Source organism: Marinobacter suaedae, assembly GCF_030519635.1.
In the GTDB taxonomy this organism is placed as follows: Bacteria; Pseudomonadota; Gammaproteobacteria; order Pseudomonadales; family Oleiphilaceae; genus Marinobacter; species Marinobacter suaedae.
Window position 1 is genome coordinate 1,022,335 of record NZ_JAUMIS010000002.1, and the last position, 18,829, is coordinate 1,041,163.

Annotated in this window: 13 protein-coding genes, 1 tRNA gene and 1 pseudogene; 3 read left to right on the top strand and 12 right to left on the bottom strand. The window is 56.8% G+C overall.

Going from position 1 to position 18,829, the window contains the following annotated elements:
- Nucleotides 1–5: 5 nt before the first annotated feature.
- The 4 genes from QVZ43_RS13500 to QVZ43_RS13515 form a co-directional block, all read right to left on the bottom strand.
- Nucleotides 6–1,019, bottom strand: coding sequence for a metallophosphoesterase (locus QVZ43_RS13500; protein WP_302910345.1), 1,014 nt, complete (start codon nucleotides 1,017–1,019; stop codon nucleotides 6–8).
- Nucleotides 1,020–1,021: 2 nt separating this feature from the next.
- The gene (locus QVZ43_RS13505) at nucleotides 1,022–1,906 is read right to left on the bottom strand and encodes an NAD(+) kinase (RefSeq protein WP_223793052.1); all 885 of its coding nucleotides are present in this window, start codon (nucleotides 1,904–1,906) and stop codon (nucleotides 1,022–1,024) included.
- A 112-nt stretch (nucleotides 1,907–2,018) separates the two neighbouring features.
- Nucleotides 2,019–3,266: a DNA repair protein gene (locus QVZ43_RS13510; RefSeq protein ID WP_302910346.1), complete on the bottom strand. Its 1,248-nt coding sequence runs from the start codon at nucleotides 3,264–3,266 to the stop codon at nucleotides 2,019–2,021.
- Between the two features lie 206 nt (nucleotides 3,267–3,472).
- Nucleotides 3,473–5,542, bottom strand: a complete 2,070-nt coding sequence (locus QVZ43_RS13515) for an oxidoreductase (RefSeq protein WP_302910347.1) — start codon at nucleotides 5,540–5,542, stop codon at nucleotides 3,473–3,475.
- A gap of 147 nt (nucleotides 5,543–5,689) precedes the next feature.
- Here QVZ43_RS13515 and QVZ43_RS13520 point away from each other — a divergent pair, with 147 nt between their 5' ends.
- On the top strand, nucleotides 5,690–6,745 hold the full coding sequence (locus QVZ43_RS13520) for an AraC family transcriptional regulator (RefSeq protein ID WP_302910348.1): 1,056 nt from the start codon (nucleotides 5,690–5,692) through the stop codon (nucleotides 6,743–6,745).
- Between the two features lie 285 nt (nucleotides 6,746–7,030).
- On the opposite strand, the gene QVZ43_RS13525 is transcribed toward QVZ43_RS13520, so the two are convergent.
- Both QVZ43_RS13525 and QVZ43_RS13530 read right to left on the bottom strand, forming a co-directional pair.
- Nucleotides 7,031–7,107 (bottom strand) — tRNA-Asp (locus QVZ43_RS13525).
- Nucleotides 7,108–7,255: 148 nt separating this feature from the next.
- On the bottom strand, nucleotides 7,256–8,287 hold the full coding sequence (locus QVZ43_RS13530; RefSeq protein ID WP_223793048.1) for an AraC family transcriptional regulator: 1,032 nt from the start codon (nucleotides 8,285–8,287) through the stop codon (nucleotides 7,256–7,258).
- A gap of 256 nt (nucleotides 8,288–8,543) precedes the next feature.
- Between QVZ43_RS13530 and QVZ43_RS13535 the strand changes: the two genes are divergently transcribed.
- Nucleotides 8,544–9,422 (top strand): MaoC family dehydratase, encoded by an 879-nt coding sequence (locus QVZ43_RS13535; protein WP_302910349.1) that lies wholly within the window; start codon nucleotides 8,544–8,546, stop codon nucleotides 9,420–9,422.
- 29 nt (nucleotides 9,423–9,451) lie between these two features.
- Here the strand turns inward: QVZ43_RS13535 and QVZ43_RS13540 are convergent, their stop codons facing one another.
- Genes QVZ43_RS13540 through QVZ43_RS13550 form a run of 3 tightly spaced genes read right to left on the bottom strand, consistent with a single transcriptional unit; the run spans nucleotide 9,452 to nucleotide 14,145 of the window.
- Nucleotides 9,452–11,026, bottom strand: coding sequence for an ATP-binding response regulator (locus tag QVZ43_RS13540; RefSeq protein ID WP_302910350.1), 1,575 nt, complete (start codon nucleotides 11,024–11,026; stop codon nucleotides 9,452–9,454).
- A gap of 46 nt (nucleotides 11,027–11,072) precedes the next feature.
- Nucleotides 11,073–11,699 carry a response regulator FixJ gene (fixJ, locus tag QVZ43_RS13545; protein ID WP_302910351.1) on the bottom strand — a complete coding sequence of 209 codons (627 nt, stop codon included), beginning with the start codon at nucleotides 11,697–11,699 and terminating at the stop codon, nucleotides 11,073–11,075.
- A gap of 37 nt (nucleotides 11,700–11,736) precedes the next feature.
- Nucleotides 11,737–14,145: a Lon protease family protein gene (locus QVZ43_RS13550; protein WP_302910352.1), complete on the bottom strand. Its 2,409-nt coding sequence runs from the start codon at nucleotides 14,143–14,145 to the stop codon at nucleotides 11,737–11,739.
- 233 nt (nucleotides 14,146–14,378) lie between these two features.
- On the opposite strand from QVZ43_RS13550, the gene QVZ43_RS13555 reads away from it, so the two are divergent.
- On the top strand, nucleotides 14,379–14,777 hold the full coding sequence (locus QVZ43_RS13555; RefSeq protein ID WP_223793043.1) for a PilZ domain-containing protein: 399 nt from the start codon (nucleotides 14,379–14,381) through the stop codon (nucleotides 14,775–14,777).
- Between the two features lie 10 nt (nucleotides 14,778–14,787).
- Here the strand turns inward: QVZ43_RS13555 and QVZ43_RS13560 are convergent, their stop codons facing one another.
- From QVZ43_RS13560 to QVZ43_RS13570, 3 genes and pseudogenes are all read right to left on the bottom strand, one after another.
- Nucleotides 14,788–15,258: a flavodoxin family protein gene (locus QVZ43_RS13560; protein ID WP_302910353.1), complete on the bottom strand. Its 471-nt coding sequence runs from the start codon at nucleotides 15,256–15,258 to the stop codon at nucleotides 14,788–14,790.
- Between the two features lie 143 nt (nucleotides 15,259–15,401).
- On the bottom strand, nucleotides 15,402–17,126 hold the full coding sequence (locus QVZ43_RS13565) for an alkaline phosphatase family protein (RefSeq protein WP_302910354.1): 1,725 nt from the start codon (nucleotides 17,124–17,126) through the stop codon (nucleotides 15,402–15,404).
- A gap of 39 nt (nucleotides 17,127–17,165) precedes the next feature.
- Nucleotides 17,166–18,709 (bottom strand): annotated as a pseudogene (locus tag QVZ43_RS13570) (arylsulfatase).
- Nucleotides 18,710–18,829 lie beyond the last annotated feature (120 nt).

Genomic DNA, 18,829 nt, shown 5'->3' on the forward strand with positions numbered 1-18,829 from the left:
TCCATTTAACGGGCAAGGCTGTCCTCCAGGCCCGGATAGCTGGATGCTTCCGGGCGATCCACATCCACCCAGACAAACTTGTCCGGCGATAACACCTTTTCACCGTCCATACGGTAGGCCACCAGCTTGCCGTACTTCACCGCGCTGAAATCAATGCACGCCACGTTGTGTTTCAGGGGCGCAGGTGCCCCCTCCATCCAGTAATGGCCAACAAACACCGGTGGGGCGTCCAACGGGTAACTGATCAACTGCTTCCTTTCATGAGCCTGAAGCGGGCGCCTGGCCACCTCTTTGGGCAGTGGATCTGGTTGAAATACAACGTCGGCATAGGTCTGGGGGTCATCGGCCCAGAACTTGGTGCGGAAAAACTCGCGCACGTAACCGTCCCGCCCGGTAATGGACATCCCCTCGGGCAAGCGCAGATCCGTCCCGCGTAGCAAAGTATCCATCACCTGGCCGGCAAACGATTCCAGTGCCGACGAAGCGTGCAGAAAATCCTCATCAATGCAGGCACCACCCTGGCTTTGCTTGAACTTCTCGATCAGCTCGCCATCCCAGCAGGCATGAACCACCCGGAACCCGTCTTCCTCGATAAACAAAGGAATGGTGTAGAACCACTCGAGGAACTCGTTCCACTCATGGGGGTAGGCGTCGAACTGCTCGAGGGTTTCCCGAATCAGTCGATCGTGGCGGGCGTTGTGCTCCCGAAGCCATTTCCTGCCACTGCCGGGCCGGGCGCGGGTACAGTAGCCAAGGGCGTTGTACTCATGGTTGCCCATGACAATACGCGCGGAACCATGCTCCACCATATCCCGGACCAGATGCAGGGCCTCTCGGATTCGTGGCCCCCGATCGATGATATCGCCGATAAAGACGGCCTGACGGCGATCGTGCTGGTACACCCCATTTACCTTCCGGTAGCCCAACTGCTCCAGCAGCCGCACCAGCGTTTTGGCGCACCCGTGGATATCTCCAATGATGTCGTAACCGCGATTCGCGGCCTGCGTAGCTACTGCCATGATCAACCCGCCGAAATCTCGCTTGCCCAGCCCAGTTTGTCACGACAGGTAGCGTAGAAGTTGTGATCCGTTGGATGAATCAGACGAATCTTGAAAGGCTTTTTGGTGATTCGGATGATGTCGCCCGGCGCGCAAGCAATGTTCATCTGTCCATCGAAAGAAATCTGTGGATAGGTTTCGTTGGTCTCGCCGATCACCAGCTTGATTTCACTCTTGCCGTCCACCACGATCGGGCGGCTACTGAGGGTATGCGGGAACATGGGCACCAGTACGATCGCATCGAGCTTCGGATGCATGATCGGGCCGCCTGCTGACAGCGAGTACGCGGTTGAACCCGTTGGCGTGGCAACGATCAGACCGTCAGACCGCTGGCTGTAGACAAAGTGCCCGTCAATGAAGAGGTCAAAGCCGATCATTCGGGTGGATTTACCCGGGTGCAACACCACATCGTTCAGCGCTGTGCCAAATCCCAGGGGCTGGCCGTTGCGCTCGACGTTCCCATCCAGCAGAAAGCGGGACTCTTCAACGTAATCGCCTTCCAGAACCCGGCCAAGCCGTTCCTCCAGATCCGTGGGGGATATATCGGTCAGAAAGCCCAACCGACCACGGTTCACACCCAACAAGGGAATCTTCGACTTGGCCAGTTCTCTGGCGGCACCCAGCAGGCTGCCATCGCCGCCCACCACAATAACGAGGTCACAGATCTCGCCCAGCAGTTTTTTGCTGGCTACCTGGAGACCATGACCAGGCAGCATGCCGGCGGTGTCTTCCTCGAGAATCACATGATAATTGTTGGTTAGGAGGTATTGCTTGAGCTGTCGCAGCGACTCGACCACCTTGACGCTGCCCAATCGGCCGATGACGCCGATATTCCTGAACTGATCCATGAGGCTTCCTGTGGTGTCTGGGTGCCAGAGGGCAGGTATTGTCCATTGCCCCCTTGGAGTTTGGCACTCAGTTTAACGAAAATCGGGCTGTTTCTGAAAAAAGTTCACTTTTTCAGACTTGATGCTGCTCGCAGCGGTCATCAACTCCGGCCCGGAAATCCCCCGGCTGGCTCACCCTCATGATCGGTTCACCGCAGGCATCGCCGGATTCGTTGCCATGCTGACAGACCGGATTTTCGTAATGCCCCAGCCACTCTAGGTAGGCCGGCTCATTCAGGCCACAACGGTCGGCTGCGTAGGCGACCGGGTTTTCGAAATACCCCTCGATGTCATCGAATGGCAGGGTGACGTGACCAATACCGGCATGGTAAGCCACCAAGAACACCGACTGCTTCCTCAGCTCTTCCATCAAGGTATCTTCGGTGGGTTCACGGTGCCTGAGCTCGTAATTTTCCTGCTCCAGGGCAATGATTTTCTCATCCCTGCTCTCAAGCTCTCGCTGCCGGCGTTCAAGCTGTTCTTGCAAGAGAACCAGCTCCGCGCCGGATTTCGCGTCATCACGCTCCAGGGCTTCGCCTTCGGAAGCCACCTGTTCCTGCAGGGCGAGGTATTGCTCATTGCGCTCTGACAACCGTTTCTTGAGCTGCTCGTTGTTCAGCCGTATGCGCTCGTATTTCTGTTCCAGTTCCGTAAGTTCGTTGCGAACGGTCTGGAGCTCAACACGATGCTCGCGCTGTATATCGGCCAGGGAATCACGATGGACGCTCTGAAGCGTTTTGATACGCAGCCGCTGTTCACGGATCAGCTGCGCAAGGCGAGTCCGCTCTTTTGAGCTGGCGTCTTCCTTGGGTTCCGGCTTGGGTTCAGTCGCAGCCGCCAGCACCGGAATATCTTCGCTCTCGGCCGGTTCGATTTTGCGGAATTTCAGGGTATTGGCGTCAACGGCCTTGCGAATGGACTGAAACTGATTGTTGCCCGGCGTCATATCCGGGTCCCAGAGCTCCTCGGAAAAACGGGAATCCGGGCACTGGCTTCGACACACCAGACGTATTGAGCCATTACCAAGATCCGGACCTTTCGCCCCGCGCCTGGCCAAATCCTCGATGGGAACGTTCCAGCTGGAGTCTGCCCTGCCCTCCTCATCGAACCAGATGCGAAAGAATACCAGCGCCTGAATGCTGAGGTCGCCGCTGAGATCAACCAGAACGGCTTTGACGTCCGTCTCAGCCAGATCGGACAACCCCACATATCCATCCAGAAAAGCTCCGAACTCGGTGGCTCGCATCTGACGCGCCACCCGGCTTCCATCCATGAAAAATACCGCCGAATACCCCTCAGTTGCCTGGTCGGCAGACATCATCTAAAACTCCCCTAACACTTAAACCCAGGACACTCACACGACGAAACCCCTGCCAGGTTCCGTCCAATTAAAGCGCCAGCGGGCCACCCCGGATCATTGCCCGGGGCGGCCCGCCATGTGGCTAGTTCTTTGATTACCAGTCTAGCCAGTCAGTTTTCCGTGCACAGGAGAAAACTGCAACGTTTTGTGTCACGGGGAACCCTGTCTCAAAGCTCGGCGGCCAGGCGCGTGCCCTGATCGATCGCCCGCTTGGCGTCCAGCTCTGCCGCCACATCCGCACCACCAATCAGGTGCACGGCCAGACCGGCCGATTCCAACCCAGACTGAAGCTCGCGCAGCGGCTCCTGACCGGCACAAATGATGACCGTATCGACCGGCAGTACACGATCTTCACCTTGCTCCGCACCTTTCGGCGTGATGGTCACGTGCAGACCTTCATCGTCGATCTTCCGGTAGGTCACGCCCGGCACCATCTGCACATTACGGTGTTTCAGGGAGGTGCGGTGAATCCAGCCTGTGGTCTTACCGAGGTTCTTACCGACCTTGGAGGCCTTGCGCTGCAGCAGGTAAACCTCACGGGCCGGCTCTGGCAGCTCAGGCTGCACACCTTTGATACCACCGCGGTGCTCGACACTCAGGTCCACACCCCACTCACGCATGAAGTGGCCGGTATCCAGGGACGGGGAATCGCCCTTGTGAACAATAAACTCGGACACATCAAAGCCGATACCACCGGCACCGATCACAGCAACCTTCTGCCCCACCGGCTTGCGTCCAAGAATCGCATCCAGATAGCCAATGACTTTCGGATGGTCGATACCCTCGATTTCCGGCGTGCGAGGCTCAACACCGGTGGCCAAGACCACCTCATCAAAGCCACCAGCTTTCAGGTCATCCACGTCAACGCGGGTGTTCAGGCGAACGTCTACCCCGTGCTTGTCGAGCATCACCCGGAAGTACCGCAGGGTTTCGTAGAACTCTTCCTTGCCCGGAATGCGCTTGGCTATGTTGAACTGACCACCGATTTCACTACCGGCATCGAACAGGGTGACCTTGTGGCCACGCTCTGCTGCAACCGAGGCAAACGCCAGGCCTGCAGGGCCGGCGCCCACGACGGCAAAGGATTTCGGGCTCGCGGTCTTCACCCAGGTCAGCTCGGTTTCGTGACAAGCGCGTGGGTTCACCAGGCAAGAGGTCAGTTTGCCACTGAAGGTATGATCCAGGCAGGCCTGGTTACACCCGATACAGGTGTTGATCTCATCAGCGCGGTCTTCCGCCGCCTTCAGAACCAGATCGGCATCCGCCAGGAACGGACGGGCCATAGACACCATGTCCGCATCGCCTTCAGCCAGAATCTTCTCCGCCACGTCCGGCATATTGATACGGTTGGTGGTCACCAGCGGAATGCTCACTTCGCCCTTCAGGCGTGCGGTCACCTTGGTGAACGCACCACGAGGTACGGACGTGGCAATGGTCGGTACCCGCGCTTCGTGCCAGCCAATACCCGTATTGATGATGGTGGCACCGGCTTTTTCGATTTCCTTGGCCAGGTGAACCACTTCTTCCCAGGTGCTGCCGTCTTCAATCAGATCCAGCATGGACAATCGATACACCAGGATAAAATTCTCGCCCACTTCCTCGCGGACACGGCGAACGATCTCCAGCGGCAGGCGAATGCGGTTCTCGTAGCTTCCACCCCAGCGGTCAGTACGCTGGTTGGTGTGGGAGACGATGAACTGGTTAATGAAGTAGCCTTCAGATCCCATGATTTCGACGCCATCGTAGCCCGCCTTCTGGGCCAGGGCCGCACAGGTCACATAGTCCTGGATCTGCTTCTCGATACCCTCCTCGTCCAGCTCTTTCGGCTTGAACGGGTTGATCGGAGCCTGGATGGCGGACGGAGCCACCAGCTCCGGCGAGTAGGCATAGCGGCCAGCGTGAAGGATCTGCATACAGATCTTGCCATCGGCCTCGTGGACCGCCTGGGTGATGATCTTGTGCTTTTGCACCTCATCGTCGGTCGTCATCTTGGCGGCGTGCTGAAACACCCCACCCTCAACATTCGGAGCAATACCACCTGTAACGATCAGGCCTGCACCGCCGCGGGCACGCTCGGCATAGAAAGTCGCAAGGCGCTCGAAACCATTCCTGGCCTCTTCCAGACCTGTGTGCATGGAGCCCATCAGGGTACGGTTGCGCAGCGTGGTGAACCCCAGGTCCAGCGGCTTCAGCAGGTTCGGGTACTTGGCAACACCCGGTGCGGTGGTATCGGTCATGATTGATCTCCTTGTTGTCAGGCTTCCGGACCCAAAACGAGATCCGGGAATACGGAATGCGGACTAACTTACTCACCATCCGACCAGCCAACAATATCCCCAAACTACAATTTGCTATCTTTGAACAACCTGTCCGACAATAACCAGATGACAACAAGCCACCTCATTCCACCCAAATCCAGCAACGTACTTGGCGACATCAGCGTGCTGTACGCTGCCGTGCTGCTTCGGGCAGCCGCTGCCGAGGGGGCAGATGCGGAATCCCTGATGAACGAATTCAGCCTGAGTGAGGAAACGCTGAATTCTGCGGCCGCAAGAATCAGCATTCCCCGCTTTATGCGCCTGGGTCATGCGGCCATTGGCCACACCGGGAACCCGGCACTGGGCATCCGTATGGGGGCCCTCACCCGCCCCGTGGATGCCGGTATTGCAGGACTCGCAGGCCAATCCGCCAACACGGTCGGAGAGGCCCTGAACACCCTCATCCGTTACTCGTTGCTGACCAGCCAGAACAGCCGCGGTAAACCTTCCGTTCGCGCCGCGACCCGGCAAGCAGCGTTCTACTCCATCCGTCCCTACAACAGCTTCAACTTTTTTGTGGTGGATTCGGTGCTGTCAGGCTGGACCCAGTTTGTCCGAACGGTGACCGGTCGATACGAAGTACTGGAGCGGGTAGAGATCGAATACCCCTCGATTGGACAGGACGAGCTGTTTGAAAGCTGGTTCCGCTGCCCTGTTCACTTCGGCGCGAGCGAGAATGCCATCACATTGAAGCAGGACGTATGGACAGCGCCGTCGCTGGAAGCGCAGCCGGCCATGCACGCCAGCCTGATCGACCTCTGTGAACAGGAAATGACTTTGATTGAACGGGGATGGAGCACCTCAGACCGCGTGCAGCATTTACTGACACCACTGATGCAGGGGGAAACACCGGACCTGGATACCATTGCCACCAAACTGGGCCTGACGCCCTGGACACTGCAGCGCCAGTTAACAGCCGAGGGCACGGGATTCAGAACACTGGTAGATCAAACGCGAAAACAACTGGCAGCCGACTACATCCGGGAAACCACCACGTCACTGTCAGAAATCGCGTGGTTGCTGGGCTTTGCCAACCCACCGGCCTTCCATAAGGCCTATCGCCGTTGGTATGACATCAGCCCCGGTGAACACCGGAAACGGCTGGAACGGAAAAAAAAATAAATCGCTGAATGAGCTTTTTCTTCGAGGGACCGAAACGATTATTCCGGGGCACCCCAGATTTCAACGGCGTCGTCATAACCGTCGTCGTCATCAAACTCTTCGAACTGGCTCTCAAGCAGCTCCTCAATGTAGTCAGACATGTCGCTCTCCTAGCTTTTGATTCACAGGAAAGTTTAGCCAACATTCATGACGATGGAGTTACGACTTCAGAAACTGCGTGAGAAAATGGTGGTGAAATGATCTGAGACAACAAAAAGGAAAAGAAGTAAGCGAGGGGAGAAAAAATGGCGGAGCGGACGGGACTCGAACCCGCGACCCCCGGCGTGACAGGCCGGTATTCTAACCAACTGAACTACCGCTCCGCGTTGTTCACCACCGATAACCCCTGTCCGGGCCTGCATTCTCGAGCGAGAGTGCTCGGTGACAACGAGGGCGCATTATATAGACGCCCTTGATTATGTCAACGCTTTTTCAGAAAAAAATTCCCAGGGCTTCTGCGCCCCGGTTTTCCTACATGGCGTCAACCAGCGCGTCCTTGCCCTGCGCCGTTTTCCGGTACTCGATTGGCGTCATATTCGACCAGCGTTTGAACGCCCGATAGAAGGTGCTCGGCTCCGAGAATCCGGTCAGATAAACGATTTCGTCAATGGACTCATCGGTGGTCGCCAGCAGCTGACGAGCAAGCCGGTAGCGGAAATCCGCCAGCACCTGATTAAAGCTGGTTTCCGCCTCGGTCAGACGGGTACGAAGCGTGCGCGCCTTGATCCCCAGACGCTCGGCAACCGCATCCAGAGTCACCTCACCGCTATCCAGCAGCTCCGCCACGATGCGTTCCACCTGGCCAACGATGTCTTTTTTCTCCAGACGAGCCACCTGCTCACTGGCGAAACGCTCATGAAGATCCAGCAGCTCGGGCTCGGCGTGAGGCGACGGATGGGCCAGCGCACTGGCCGGGAAATACAGGCGGTTTTCCGTGGCGCCAAAAACCACCTCGCAGCCCAACACTTCCGCCACATGGTCCTGACGCTCTTCACGCTCATGCTCGAACTCCACACGGGTCGGCTGGAAGGAACCATCGGTAATCGAGCGGAAGAAGGTAATCAGCCCCAGCACGAAGCATTCGTTGAAGTGCTTCAGGCGCCGGACATCCTCGGAGGCGGTATCCAGAACCATGCAGGCGTTATCGCCCTCGATGAAAAAATCGGTTTTGGCGGCGTCACTCAGCAGGCGCTGGTAGTTCTGGGCACGGCGAAGGCCCTCACCAAAATTGGGACTGCTCAGAAAAAGGTACTCGAGCACCTGGCCTTTGTAAGCCGGCAAGCGCTGGCCGAGGTGCAGACCGATGTCAGGATCTCCGGAGACGTCCTCAACAACCTGCCAGAAATAGAGCTGCGCGCTGTGGGGGGTACGCAGATGCTCGGTGTAAACGTAATTTTCATCCACGCCCAGGCGGGTGAAAATAGCATCGGTGTCTATGCCGTGCTTTTTCATCGCCTCGTAAATCAGGCGCAACATCACTCCTGCGTCACGAAGTTCCTGCATAACATCCCGCTTTTTTTTGTTTAATTCCACTTTGACCCGACAGACCTATGCCGGGGCACGCCAAGTCAATGCTCAGACTGGCCGCGTTTGCCAGACTGAAGGTCACCTACTCTGAAGTTTTCAGGACTTATGCCCGATATTAGAGCATATCAGGCCACAGACGCACAGTTGTACCAAAACATGCCCATGACCGGTACTCACTGATCCGGATAGACTGCACAGATTTGGAACAAATACCGCCCTGGAGAACACGGATATGTCTGACGCCCCAACCTATTACTCGACCACTCCCAACCTGCTGCCTCTGTATGCCAGAGCACTGCGGCCCGGCCGCGGCTCACCGACCAGGGACATTGAATTACCGGCTCTTTCCGCCAGCCTGCTTGGCGCCCACACAGCAACGCGAAACTTGCACCGCTACTCCCAACTGTGCGGTTTTCCCGACAGCCGCTATCTCCCGATAACCTGGCCCCACATCATGGCGTTTAGCCTGCAGATGAGAGTCCTGACGGAACGGGATTTCCCACTTCCCCTTCTGGGGCTCGTGCATCTGGAGAACACGATTATGCAGCATCGGCAAATTGGTGCTGGAGAGCCTCTGGACACTCACGTCCACCTTGGTGGACAGACGCGCACACACCGTGGAATCGAGTTTGAGCTGCGCACGGACGCCATCGCCTCTGGCGACAAAGTATGGGAAGAAACCAGCGTGATTCTCTACCGACTGCCCGCGGAAAAAGGATGCAAACCGTCCGGCGATAAGACGAGGCCAGCACTGCCGAACTATCCGCATCAACAGCGGATCGTCGCCCCGGCGGATACGGGCCGCCAGTATGCACGCGTCTCCGGCGACAGCAATCCGATACACCTGTACGCCCTGACGGCCAAAGCGTTTGGCTTTCCGAAAGCCATCGCCCATGGGATGTGGAGCAAGGCCCGGGCGCTGGCCACCCTGCAGGCACAGGCTGAATGGCAAGATGGCCCGATGCGGGTGAACTGTAAATTCAGGAAACCGGTGTTGTTGCCGGGCCAGGCAATACTGAACTGGCAAACGGGGCCTGACGAGTGGCCATTCCAGTTACTGAACGAGAAAGGGGATGCTCCACATCTGACGGGCAGCATCGAATGGCTGTAAACGAACGTTAATTCGTCAAGCCGGGGCGGTTACTCCGCCCCATTCGCCGCAGAGAGGGCTCTTTCCTCACCAGCTACGGGCAGTGTGAAATAAAAGCAGGCCCCGCCGTCCTCGGGACGATCAAACCCTATGTCCCCACCTTGCGCCTGAATCAGCGAACGGCATGTGGCCAGGCCAATGCCCATTCCGTCGGATTTGGTGGTGTAGAACGGCAAGAACAGCTTTTCTTCCGCATCTTCCGGCAGACCAACGCCATGATCCCGAACCTGAACACGGACACAGCCGGCTCCATCCAGTTCCGCACTGACCTTGACCGGCTCGACCACGTCCGCACTTCGGCTGGCTTCCAGCGCATTGCGAATCAGATTCAGGGCCACCTGCTGAACCTGAATCGGGTCGGCCAACACGTCCGGCAGAGCGTCCGGAACCATCAGCTCAATGCCACCTTCGTTGTTGCGCATGTCTACCTCGGCAAACTGGCGCGTGTCCTCAAGCAAGGCGGGCACAGAGAGAATTTCCTTGCCGGTCGCCGGTTTCTTCACAAACCGACGAATACGGCGAATGATTTCGCTCGCCCGGTGTGACTGAGCTTCGATCTTGTCCATGGTTTCGGCCAGCAGCGACATGTCAGGGGCTTCCTGCTTCGACATGATGCGTTTGGCGACGCGGGCATAATTGGTAATGGCCGTTAGCGGCTGATTCACCTCATGGGCAAAGCCGGCCGCCATTTCACCCATGGTGGTCAGGCGCGAGGTATGGGCCAACTGGTCCCGCTGCTCCTGAACCAGAGCCTGCGCCTCTTCCAGTGCGGCTTCGTTTTCCAGGTCCGTGGTGATGTCACGGAAGACAACGACCGCACCATGCAACTCTTCGTTGTCCAATTTGGGCGTGGCCCGATACTCTGCCGGGAACCGGCTGCCATCGACCCGGGCCATGGGAATGTTGCGCTGGTTTTCGGCCACGCCCTGGCGACAGGTGGCCTGCACCGGAAGTGTGTCGGCTTCCTGCGAGTCTGGGAAATGCAGCTCAAAAAAATTGCGGCCAACCAGTTCATCCACGGTACTGCGGGCGATCAGTGCCGCGGCAGGGTTCACGAATTCGATGTTGCCGTGCTCATCCAGACCATAAATGCCCTCGCTGATGGAGTTCAGAATCCGAGTCTGGTCACTCTGAAGTTCACGGTTGCGAGCCTGCAACTGGCGCTCAAGGCGAATGACCTGCGCGTGGGTCTTCACCCGGGCAATCACTTCCAGGGACTGGAACGGCTTGGAGATATAATCAGCCCCCCCCAGGGAGAAGCCTTTTACTTTGGCTTGCAGATCATCAAGAGCAGATAAGAACACCACCGCACAGTCGGCGGTGGCGGGATCGGCTTTCAGGCGCTGACACACCTCATAACCGTCCATTTCCGGCATCATGATATCGAGCAGAATCACTTCCGGCTGATGCCGGTGGGCAAGATCCAACGCTTTTTCGCCTTCATTGGCGATCAGCAGGCGGTAGCCTTTGTCTTTCAGGGTCTCGTAGAGGACTTTGAGGTTCTGCGGATTGTCGTCCACCAACAGAACCGTCACCTCCGAGTTCGCACTGACAGATTCAGTCATATTAACGGGGCCGGTTTAGAAACGTCTCCGTATCATGACGGCAACATCACCTCGCGTCGATAAGGTCCTTTACGGACAATACCATACGAACCAGATGGGCCAGTGAATGGGTACCCATTTTGTGCATGACGCGGGAACGATGGATCTCAACCGTTCGCTGGCTAATCTCCAGTTCAATGGCGATCACCTTGTTGGCCTGCCCGGCAATCATTCGATCCATGATTTCATGCTCGCGTGGGGTGAGGGTCTTGATGCGACGGATGATTTCCTGCTTTTCGTCGAGGGATTTACGCTGCTCGCGGTCCTGGGCCAGCGCCGCCTCAATTTTTTCCAGCAGGGCCTCTTCCCGGTAGGGCTTCTGGATGAAATCCACGGCACCTTCTTTCATGGCATCAACCGCCATGGGCACATCGCCATGGCCGGTTACGAAGATAATGGGCAGAATGGAATGCTTTTCGTTCAGCTTCTTCTGCAACTCCATCCCATCCATACCCGGCATGCGGATATCCAGCACAATGCATCCGGCCATCTGGTCGGAATAGTCCTTCAGGAAAGCCATGGCGTTCTCGTAGGGCTTAACCGATTTACCGTCGGATTTCAGCAGCAGCTCCAATGAATCACGAACTGCTTCATCGTCTTCTACTACGTATACGGTCTGCTGGATATCAGTCATGTGAGTGTTCTCTCCTGTCCTTTTTTTATCCGGTCCCTCAGTGGATCGAGGGATCCTTGTGTTCGTCCCGGGCACTTTCCTGCCGTTCGTGTTCGCGCAACGCTTCAAGTCGTTGCTGAATGATGCCAAACACACTCTGCTTCGGATACCGTCCGTTCTCGTCCGCCTTGCCTGCCGGCTTGCCGAGCATCAGGCTGACAGCCTCTTCAAGATGGCTGACAGCGTACACTGCGAACTTACCGTCTCTCACGGCCTGCACCACCTCGCTGTCCAGCATCAGGTTCTGCACATTACTCTGCGGAACAATCACGCCTTGTGTACCGGTAAGACCACCTTTGAGTTGGCAGGTGGCAAAGAACCCTTCCACCTTCTCATTGACGCCTCCAATCGGCTGAACGTCGCCGAACTGGTTCACCGACCCCGTCATCGCCAGATCCTGTCGCGCCGGCAGATCGGCCAGCGAAGAGATCAGTGCGCACAATTCCGCCATCGAGGCGCTGTCGCCGTCCACCTCGCCGTAGTTCTGCTCAAACGTGATGCTCGCGGAAAGATGCATGGGGTCTCTAACAGCAAAATGCGCAGCCAGCCATGAGGTAAGAATCATTACCCCCTTGGAATGGATATTACCGCCCAGCTTGGCATCCCGCTCAATATCCATCACTGCCCCATCTCCATAGTAGCAGGTTGCAGTGATTCGGTTTGGCAGCCCGAATTCGAAGCCACCAGTAGACAGCACCGAGAGCGCGTTCAACTGACCAATCCGGGTACCGGTGGTATCCACCAGCGTCGACCCGTCGCGGATGGAATCATAAAGCTGATCACGAATCCGGCTGCTCCGGTACCGGGCACTCTCCAGCGCCCGCTCCACATGCTCATCACTGATCAGCTTGGCGCCGGCCTGGCGCGCCCAGAAATCCGACTCCCGCAGCAGGTTGGCGATGTCGGCCGCGTGCAGCGAGAGCCGGTCCTGATGCTCAGCCACCCGGGCGCTGTATTCGATTACCCGCGCCACCGCCTTGTTGCTGCAATGGAGCAGCTTCTTCTCGCTGACCAGGCTGGCAATAAACTTGGAGTACAGCAGCTGGCTTTCATCCGTGCGGTACATTTCATTCTCAAAGTCCGCCGTGACCCGGAACAATTCCGAGAACTCCGCGTCGTATTCCTGCAGCAGCATCCAGGTTTCCCGATCGCCAAACAGGACGATTTTCACATCCAGTGGCACGGCTTCCGGCTCAATGGAGATGGTGCCCGACAGGGTCAGCTCCCGCTCAAGGGAATTGATCTGGATAGAGCGGGACCGCATGGCTCGCTTGAGACCGTCCCACACGTAGGGCTGCTCCAGCACCTTGATGGCATCCATCAGCAGATAACCACCGTTGGCCCGGTGCAGGCTGCCCGGCCGGATCAGTGAATAATCGGTAAATACGGTGCCTTTGTAGGTGACATTTTCCACGTAGCCGAACAGGTTGTGGTAGGTGGGATTGTCCTCGACCACCACCGGCACCTCGTTGGTTTTCTGGTGTACCAGAAGATTGATCAGATAACGCCGCGGCATTTTCTTGTCGAGCGAGGCATAGGCGATGGCGGCATGCTCTTCGTTTTCATCCAGAAAAACATCGAGATTTTCTGCCATATCCTCACGAACAGACTCGAAAAAGGCGACAACATCCGGGAGATCGCTGTACTTCTCGATTAACTCGTCGATCTGGTGTCCGGAAACCCCTTCAAGGGTTTCCTTGTTCAGGGCCTGATGCTTGTCGGCATATTCCTGTTCCCAGTCCGCCAGCTTGCGCAGAACCTGACGAAGCCTTTTCTCAAGCTTGTTGATGTCCTCTTCAAACTTCGCGCGCTGTTCGTCTGTCAAGGCCTGGAACGTTTCGGCGGTGTGGGGTTCGTCACCGTTCATGGCCACCAGCCGATAACCGCCCGGCGTGGTGACGGTCAGGCTTACTTTCTTTCGCTTTGCCTGAGCCGCGATTTTTTCCAGTTCGTCTTCCTGCTTCTGGGCAAGTTCGTTTTTCAATTGCTCGGAACGTTCCAGGAAACTGTCGTTGTCAAAGGTTTGCGGAACCACTTTGACCAGGCGGGTCATCAGTTTTTCCACATCCTGCTTGAGCTGCGCGCCTTTCCCGGCAGGCAGTTTCAGCAACCGGGGTTCCCGCGGATCATCAAAGTTAGCCACGTAGCACCAGTCATGAGCCAGCTGATCGGTGTCCACGTGATGTTCCAGATAACGAAGCATCATGGTCCGCTTACCCAGCCCATTGCGACCTACCGCATACACGTTGTAGCCACCATGGGGCATGGCCAGGGCAAAACGCACGGCTTCCTGGGCCCGGTTCTGGCCAACAATTTCAGACAGCGGCTCCAGCTGCCGGGTAGTCTTGAAGGGCAGGTCTTTGAGAACACAGGCTTTATACAACTGGTGCAGGGGCAATGACTTCAAGGTTTGATCCTGTAACGTTTGTCGCTTTGGGCGGACATTGTAGAGTCTGCAACGATCTGTGTCGCGTGTGACCGGCTAATTGGAGTCAGGACCAATTTATTAGCCTGCTCAACAAAAGTGCCACCTGGCTCACAAAATCATCCTGTGGCGTTTTCAGACAATTGTTCCAGATCTACACTTTATTTCCGGTTCCCGTTTCAAGTCCGGGAAGGACAACACCGGCAAGAACAACAATGAGCCATGGACGCGCGGCGATGACCACGGAATTGAAAGATCGCAGAATCAAGCAACGATACCCGGCATCCTGCCTAAAAGTGCAGATGCGTGAACGGGGATTTTTTCGACGCAGCAAGTCGCCTACCACGGTAACCTGCCTCGACCTCAACCGCTATGGTATGGCGGTTCTCTGCCCCCGCCCCATCGAGACCGGCTCGCGGATAAGCCTGGACTTTGATGGCAAGTACATCAGTGAATCCCGGGTAAGCGCCAAGGTGGTCCGATGCCAGCGCTTTCAAACCGGCTACCGGCTAAGCCTGCAGTTCAGCTACTGCCTGGAAAAGAAATGCTACTCACGGGAGGTGGATAACGCCCTGTCCCGCATTGAAGCTTTCTACAACCGCTACGCCAGCTAGGCATTTCTTTTCAGATCAAGCCGGCATCCAGACTGGCCGCCACGTACATTCCAAGCTCCCGGCACTGATGCTCAAACTCGATCCGATATCCACCGCGGCAGATCAGGGGATCCTGGACCCGTTTCCAGCGCAACCCTGTGGTGATGCTTTCAATCGCTCGATGCGTACCCGTGCCATCGTGCCCCGCCCGGATGTAATAGGCAAACGGGAGGCCCTGGGTTTTCTCAAGACAGGGATAGTAGCTGCGATCGAAGAAGTCCTTGAGCGCACCACTCATGTACCCAAGATTTTCTGTAGTGCCCAGGATAATCGCATCACAGGCCAGCACATTTTCCGGCCCGGCATCAAAAGGGGCCAGAACGGTCACATCCACATTCTCAATGTCTTCGTGGCGGGCACCCTGTTCTGCCGCTTCCCTCAGCTTCAAGGTGTTCGGTGAAGGGGCATGGGCAACAATCAAAAGTTTTCGGCGCGCACTCATACTGGCTCCAGAATATCTTGACTACCAGTAGCCTACGCACAGGCCTGTGGCCATACAACAGTCATAACCAATGCCGTCTGCCACACCAAGGGAGATCAACTGGAGAACACATTCCTTTTTTCTTTAGAGGGTCAACTGCCGCCCTACTCACCCAGAACTTCCGACAACGCCCTGCCAACGGCACCGGATGGCTGCCGGGCGCCGAGCAATGTAGAAAGCGTGGGTGCAATGTCGTAAGGGGTGACATCGCGACTTACAGTTTTCGATCCAAGGCCATACCCAGCAAAGATCACCGGCACGTGAGTATCGTACCGCCAGGGCGAACCATGGGTGGATGCCACCTGCAATCCGTCGAAATCGTTGATGAAAACGTTGGGAGCAAACACTACATAAATGTCCCCTGACCTGCGGGGACTGTAGTTATTCAGCACCAGATCCAACGCTGCAGCCCGGGGTAACTGACCAGAACGCAACGCACCACTGGGTATGGCAACAGCAATCCCTCCAAACGTCATCAACGTCTCTGCCAGGGTTCGTTCGACCTGCGCCTTATCCAACCCATGATCGCTAATGACCTTATCGTTCAGATAGAGATAGGGTGGAAAGAACGCCTCCACCAGCTCCTCACCGATACCGAACTCCTTTTTCAGGGTCGCAATCGCCGGAGCTTTATCCAGCCCTTCGATATCAAAGTAATGGGCCGTGGTAATACCCAGCGTCTCCATGTGCCCGGGCACTTCTGGCTGGCCATGGTCCGCCGAGAGCACGACGAGGGTGTGCTCCAACCCGACCCGTTCATCCACGAACTGCAGAAGATCAGCCAGAGTTCGATCCAGCCTTGCAAGGTTATCTTCTTGCTCCAGACTGGATGCACCAAAGATATGGCCCACGTAGTCCGTGGAGGAGAAACTGACAGCGAGGTAGTCGGTCACGTCATCCTGACCAAGGCTCTCGGCATCCAGCAACGCCTTGGCGAAGTCGAGCGTAAGTTCGTCGCCGGCCGGACTGAGGGTGAGCCGGGTAGTCAGATATTTATCATCGGCAGCGCCCCAGGCGTGGGGAAAGGTCCGTCCAAAGCCCGGAAAATCGGTTTCAAAATCCTGATTGTCGGATGTTCCGAACTGGTAGGAATCCGCCTCAAGAAGTAATTCCCAGGCCTTGCCAACGTACGCGTCGAGCGGCTTACTGGCATTCCAGTCGATCACCCACTGCGGGTACTCATCATAGTAATAAGTACTGGTCACAAACTCGCCACTGGCTTTGGAAAACCAGAACGCCTTACCGGCCTGCCCTGCCAATGAGACGGCACCGCGATCCTTGACTGAGACACCAAAGATTTTGGCCCGCCCGTTCGAGTGCAGTGCCAGTTCGTCACTGAACGTAGAGGTCAGTATCGCTCTGGGCGACCGGCCGTCCACTTTTGCCGCCTTCTGCGTGGGGTCTATTTCCGCCTGATCATCCACATCGGCCCCGACCGTCAGCAGCTGATAGCCGGCATCCTCAATGTTGTAAACCAGACGTTCCTGCTCCCGATCGAACCAGACGTTACCGATCATCCCGTGACGGGAAGGCGGCGCACCGGTAGCAAGAGACACGTGTCCAACGATGGTTTCTGTGTTGGCGTGGCGATAATTAGCGTTGGTGTAGGTAACCCCATTGTCCCAAAGCCACTGAAATCCGCTTTCCCCCAATACGCTGCGGTAACGCGCTGGCAAGTCTGCCCTAAGCGCATCGACCGTGATTTGCAGGATCAGCTTTGGCGGATCGGGCCGATCCGCATAAACGGGACCGGCCTGCCCCCATAACCAAACCATCGCCAGAACCCATGGCAGGCGACGATACGTCGCCTGAATCCATGTTTTTTTCATACACCTCTCGTGTAACGTAGCAGTCAAGTGAAGTGGCAATCAGCCACCATTATTCTGCTGCAGCACTTCCAGTACATTCTCCAGATTAAAGCTGCCGGGCTTCTGGCGAGGCGGAAATTCCTTGTAGGTTTCCAAGTGCTTGGACACGTAGGCGGTGCCAGGCAAAAGCGCAAAGGCCCGGTCAAACCGCCACATGGCGTAGTTTTCGGAATCGTGGTCTGCCCGCTCAAACGGGTCGCCGCGCAAGTCAAACAACTTGGGCACTCGCAAGGTCACGAGCGGCTCCTGCCAGACTTCGAAGCCGTGGGCCCGTTGCTCCATAAACACCAGTTTCCAACGGCCGAAGCGCAGGCACGCCAGGTCGCCATCGTCGGTCCAGTAGAAGAATTCCTTCCTGGGCCCTTCTTCCACCTCCCCGCTGAAATAGGGGAGCAGGTTATAACCATCCAGGTGGACCTTGTAATCCCGGCCCATGGCTTCGTGGCCTTCGAGCAGCTTTTCCTTGATGTCCGTATCACCGACCGCTGCCAGCAAGGTGGGCAACATATCCTCGTGTGAGAAGACATCGTTGTAGACGGATCCCGGCTCGATCACGCCCGGCCATTTGATGAGCGTGGGCACACGGTAGCCACCATCCCAGTTGGAGTTCTTCTCGTTCCGGAACGGTGTCATGCCGCCGTCTGGCCAGGCAAAAATTTCCGCACCGTTGTCGGAGGAGTACATGATGATGGTGTTATCAGCCAGCCCCAGCTCATCCAATTTGTCGAGTAACTGCCCCACATGTCCATCATGTTCGACCATGCCATCGGCATACACCCCCAGGCCGGTCACACCCTCGGACTCAGGCTTGAGATGGGTATTCACATGCATACGCGTGGAATTCCACCACAGGAAAAAAGGTTTATCTTCTGCATGGGCTCGTTCCATGAAGTCCAGTGCAACTTCCGTGACCTCATCATCAATGGTTTCCATGCGCTTTTTGGTCAGCGGGCCGGTATCCTCGATATCGCCACCCGCAGTACTCTTGATAACGCCCCGGGGCCAAAGCGGGCCTTGAACTCCGGGTCCTTGGGATAGTCGGGATGCTCCGGTTCTTCCTCGGCATTGAGGTGGTAAAGGTTGCCCATGAACTCATCGAACCCGTGATTGGTGGGCAACATCTCATCCAGATCACCCAGGTGATTCTTGCCAAACTGTCCCGTCATGTAGCCGTGTTCCTTGAGCAACACGGCGATGGTCGGGTCCTTCTCCGACAGTCCTTCTTTGGCACCTGGCAACCCGACTTTCAAAAGCCCTGTCCGGTAGGGGCTTTGGCCGGTAATAAATGCCGCCCGGCCTGCAGTACAGCTTTGCTGGCCATACCAGTCAGTGAACAGGGCGCCCTCGTTGGCGATGCGGTCGATGTTGGGCGTCTTGTACCCCATCATGCCCCGGTGGTAAGCACTGGGATTCTGCCAGCCGATGTCATCACCCCAGATCACCAGGATGTTGGGTTTGTCCGACTGAGCGTGGGCGAGGGAACATGCGAGGGCGAAGCAGCTGATCAGAGCCACTCTAATGGCGGTGGGGCGCAACCTTTTCATAACGATGTCCTGTCTGGTGGAAATTCATTTAGCGTGCAATCGCCACCACGACTCCCCTCACCGAAGCAGAGACACCTCCGAGATTGCGTCTATTCAGTAAATCAGAGAATGAACGGCATG

Coding starts and splice junctions, on each gene's coding strand:
- QVZ43_RS13510 (WP_302910346.1), bottom strand. CDS start 3,266: ATGATGTCTGCCGACCAGGCAACTGAGGGGTATTCGGCGGTATTTTTC.
- fixJ (WP_302910351.1), bottom strand. CDS start 11,699: ATGACTGATATCCAGCAGACCGTATACGTAGTAGAAGACGATGAAGCA.
- QVZ43_RS13535 (WP_302910349.1), top strand. CDS start 8,544: ATGTCTGACGCCCCAACCTATTACTCGACCACTCCCAACCTGCTGCCT.
- QVZ43_RS13540 (WP_302910350.1), bottom strand. CDS start 11,026: ATGACTGAATCTGTCAGTGCGAACTCGGAGGTGACGGTTCTGTTGGTG.
- QVZ43_RS13515 (WP_302910347.1), bottom strand. CDS start 5,542: ATGACCGATACCACCGCACCGGGTGTTGCCAAGTACCCGAACCTGCTG.
- QVZ43_RS13555 (WP_223793043.1), top strand. CDS start 14,379: ATGAGCCATGGACGCGCGGCGATGACCACGGAATTGAAAGATCGCAGA.
- QVZ43_RS13505 (WP_223793052.1), bottom strand. CDS start 1,906: ATGGATCAGTTCAGGAATATCGGCGTCATCGGCCGATTGGGCAGCGTC.
- QVZ43_RS13520 (WP_302910348.1), top strand. CDS start 5,690: ATGACAACAAGCCACCTCATTCCACCCAAATCCAGCAACGTACTTGGC.
- QVZ43_RS13500 (WP_302910345.1), bottom strand. CDS start 1,019: ATGGCAGTAGCTACGCAGGCCGCGAATCGCGGTTACGACATCATTGGA.
- QVZ43_RS13560 (WP_302910353.1), bottom strand. CDS start 15,258: ATGAGTGCGCGCCGAAAACTTTTGATTGTTGCCCATGCCCCTTCACCG.
- QVZ43_RS13530 (WP_223793048.1), bottom strand. CDS start 8,287: ATGCAGGAACTTCGTGACGCAGGAGTGATGTTGCGCCTGATTTACGAG.
- QVZ43_RS13565 (WP_302910354.1), bottom strand. CDS start 17,126: ATGAAAAAAACATGGATTCAGGCGACGTATCGTCGCCTGCCATGGGTT.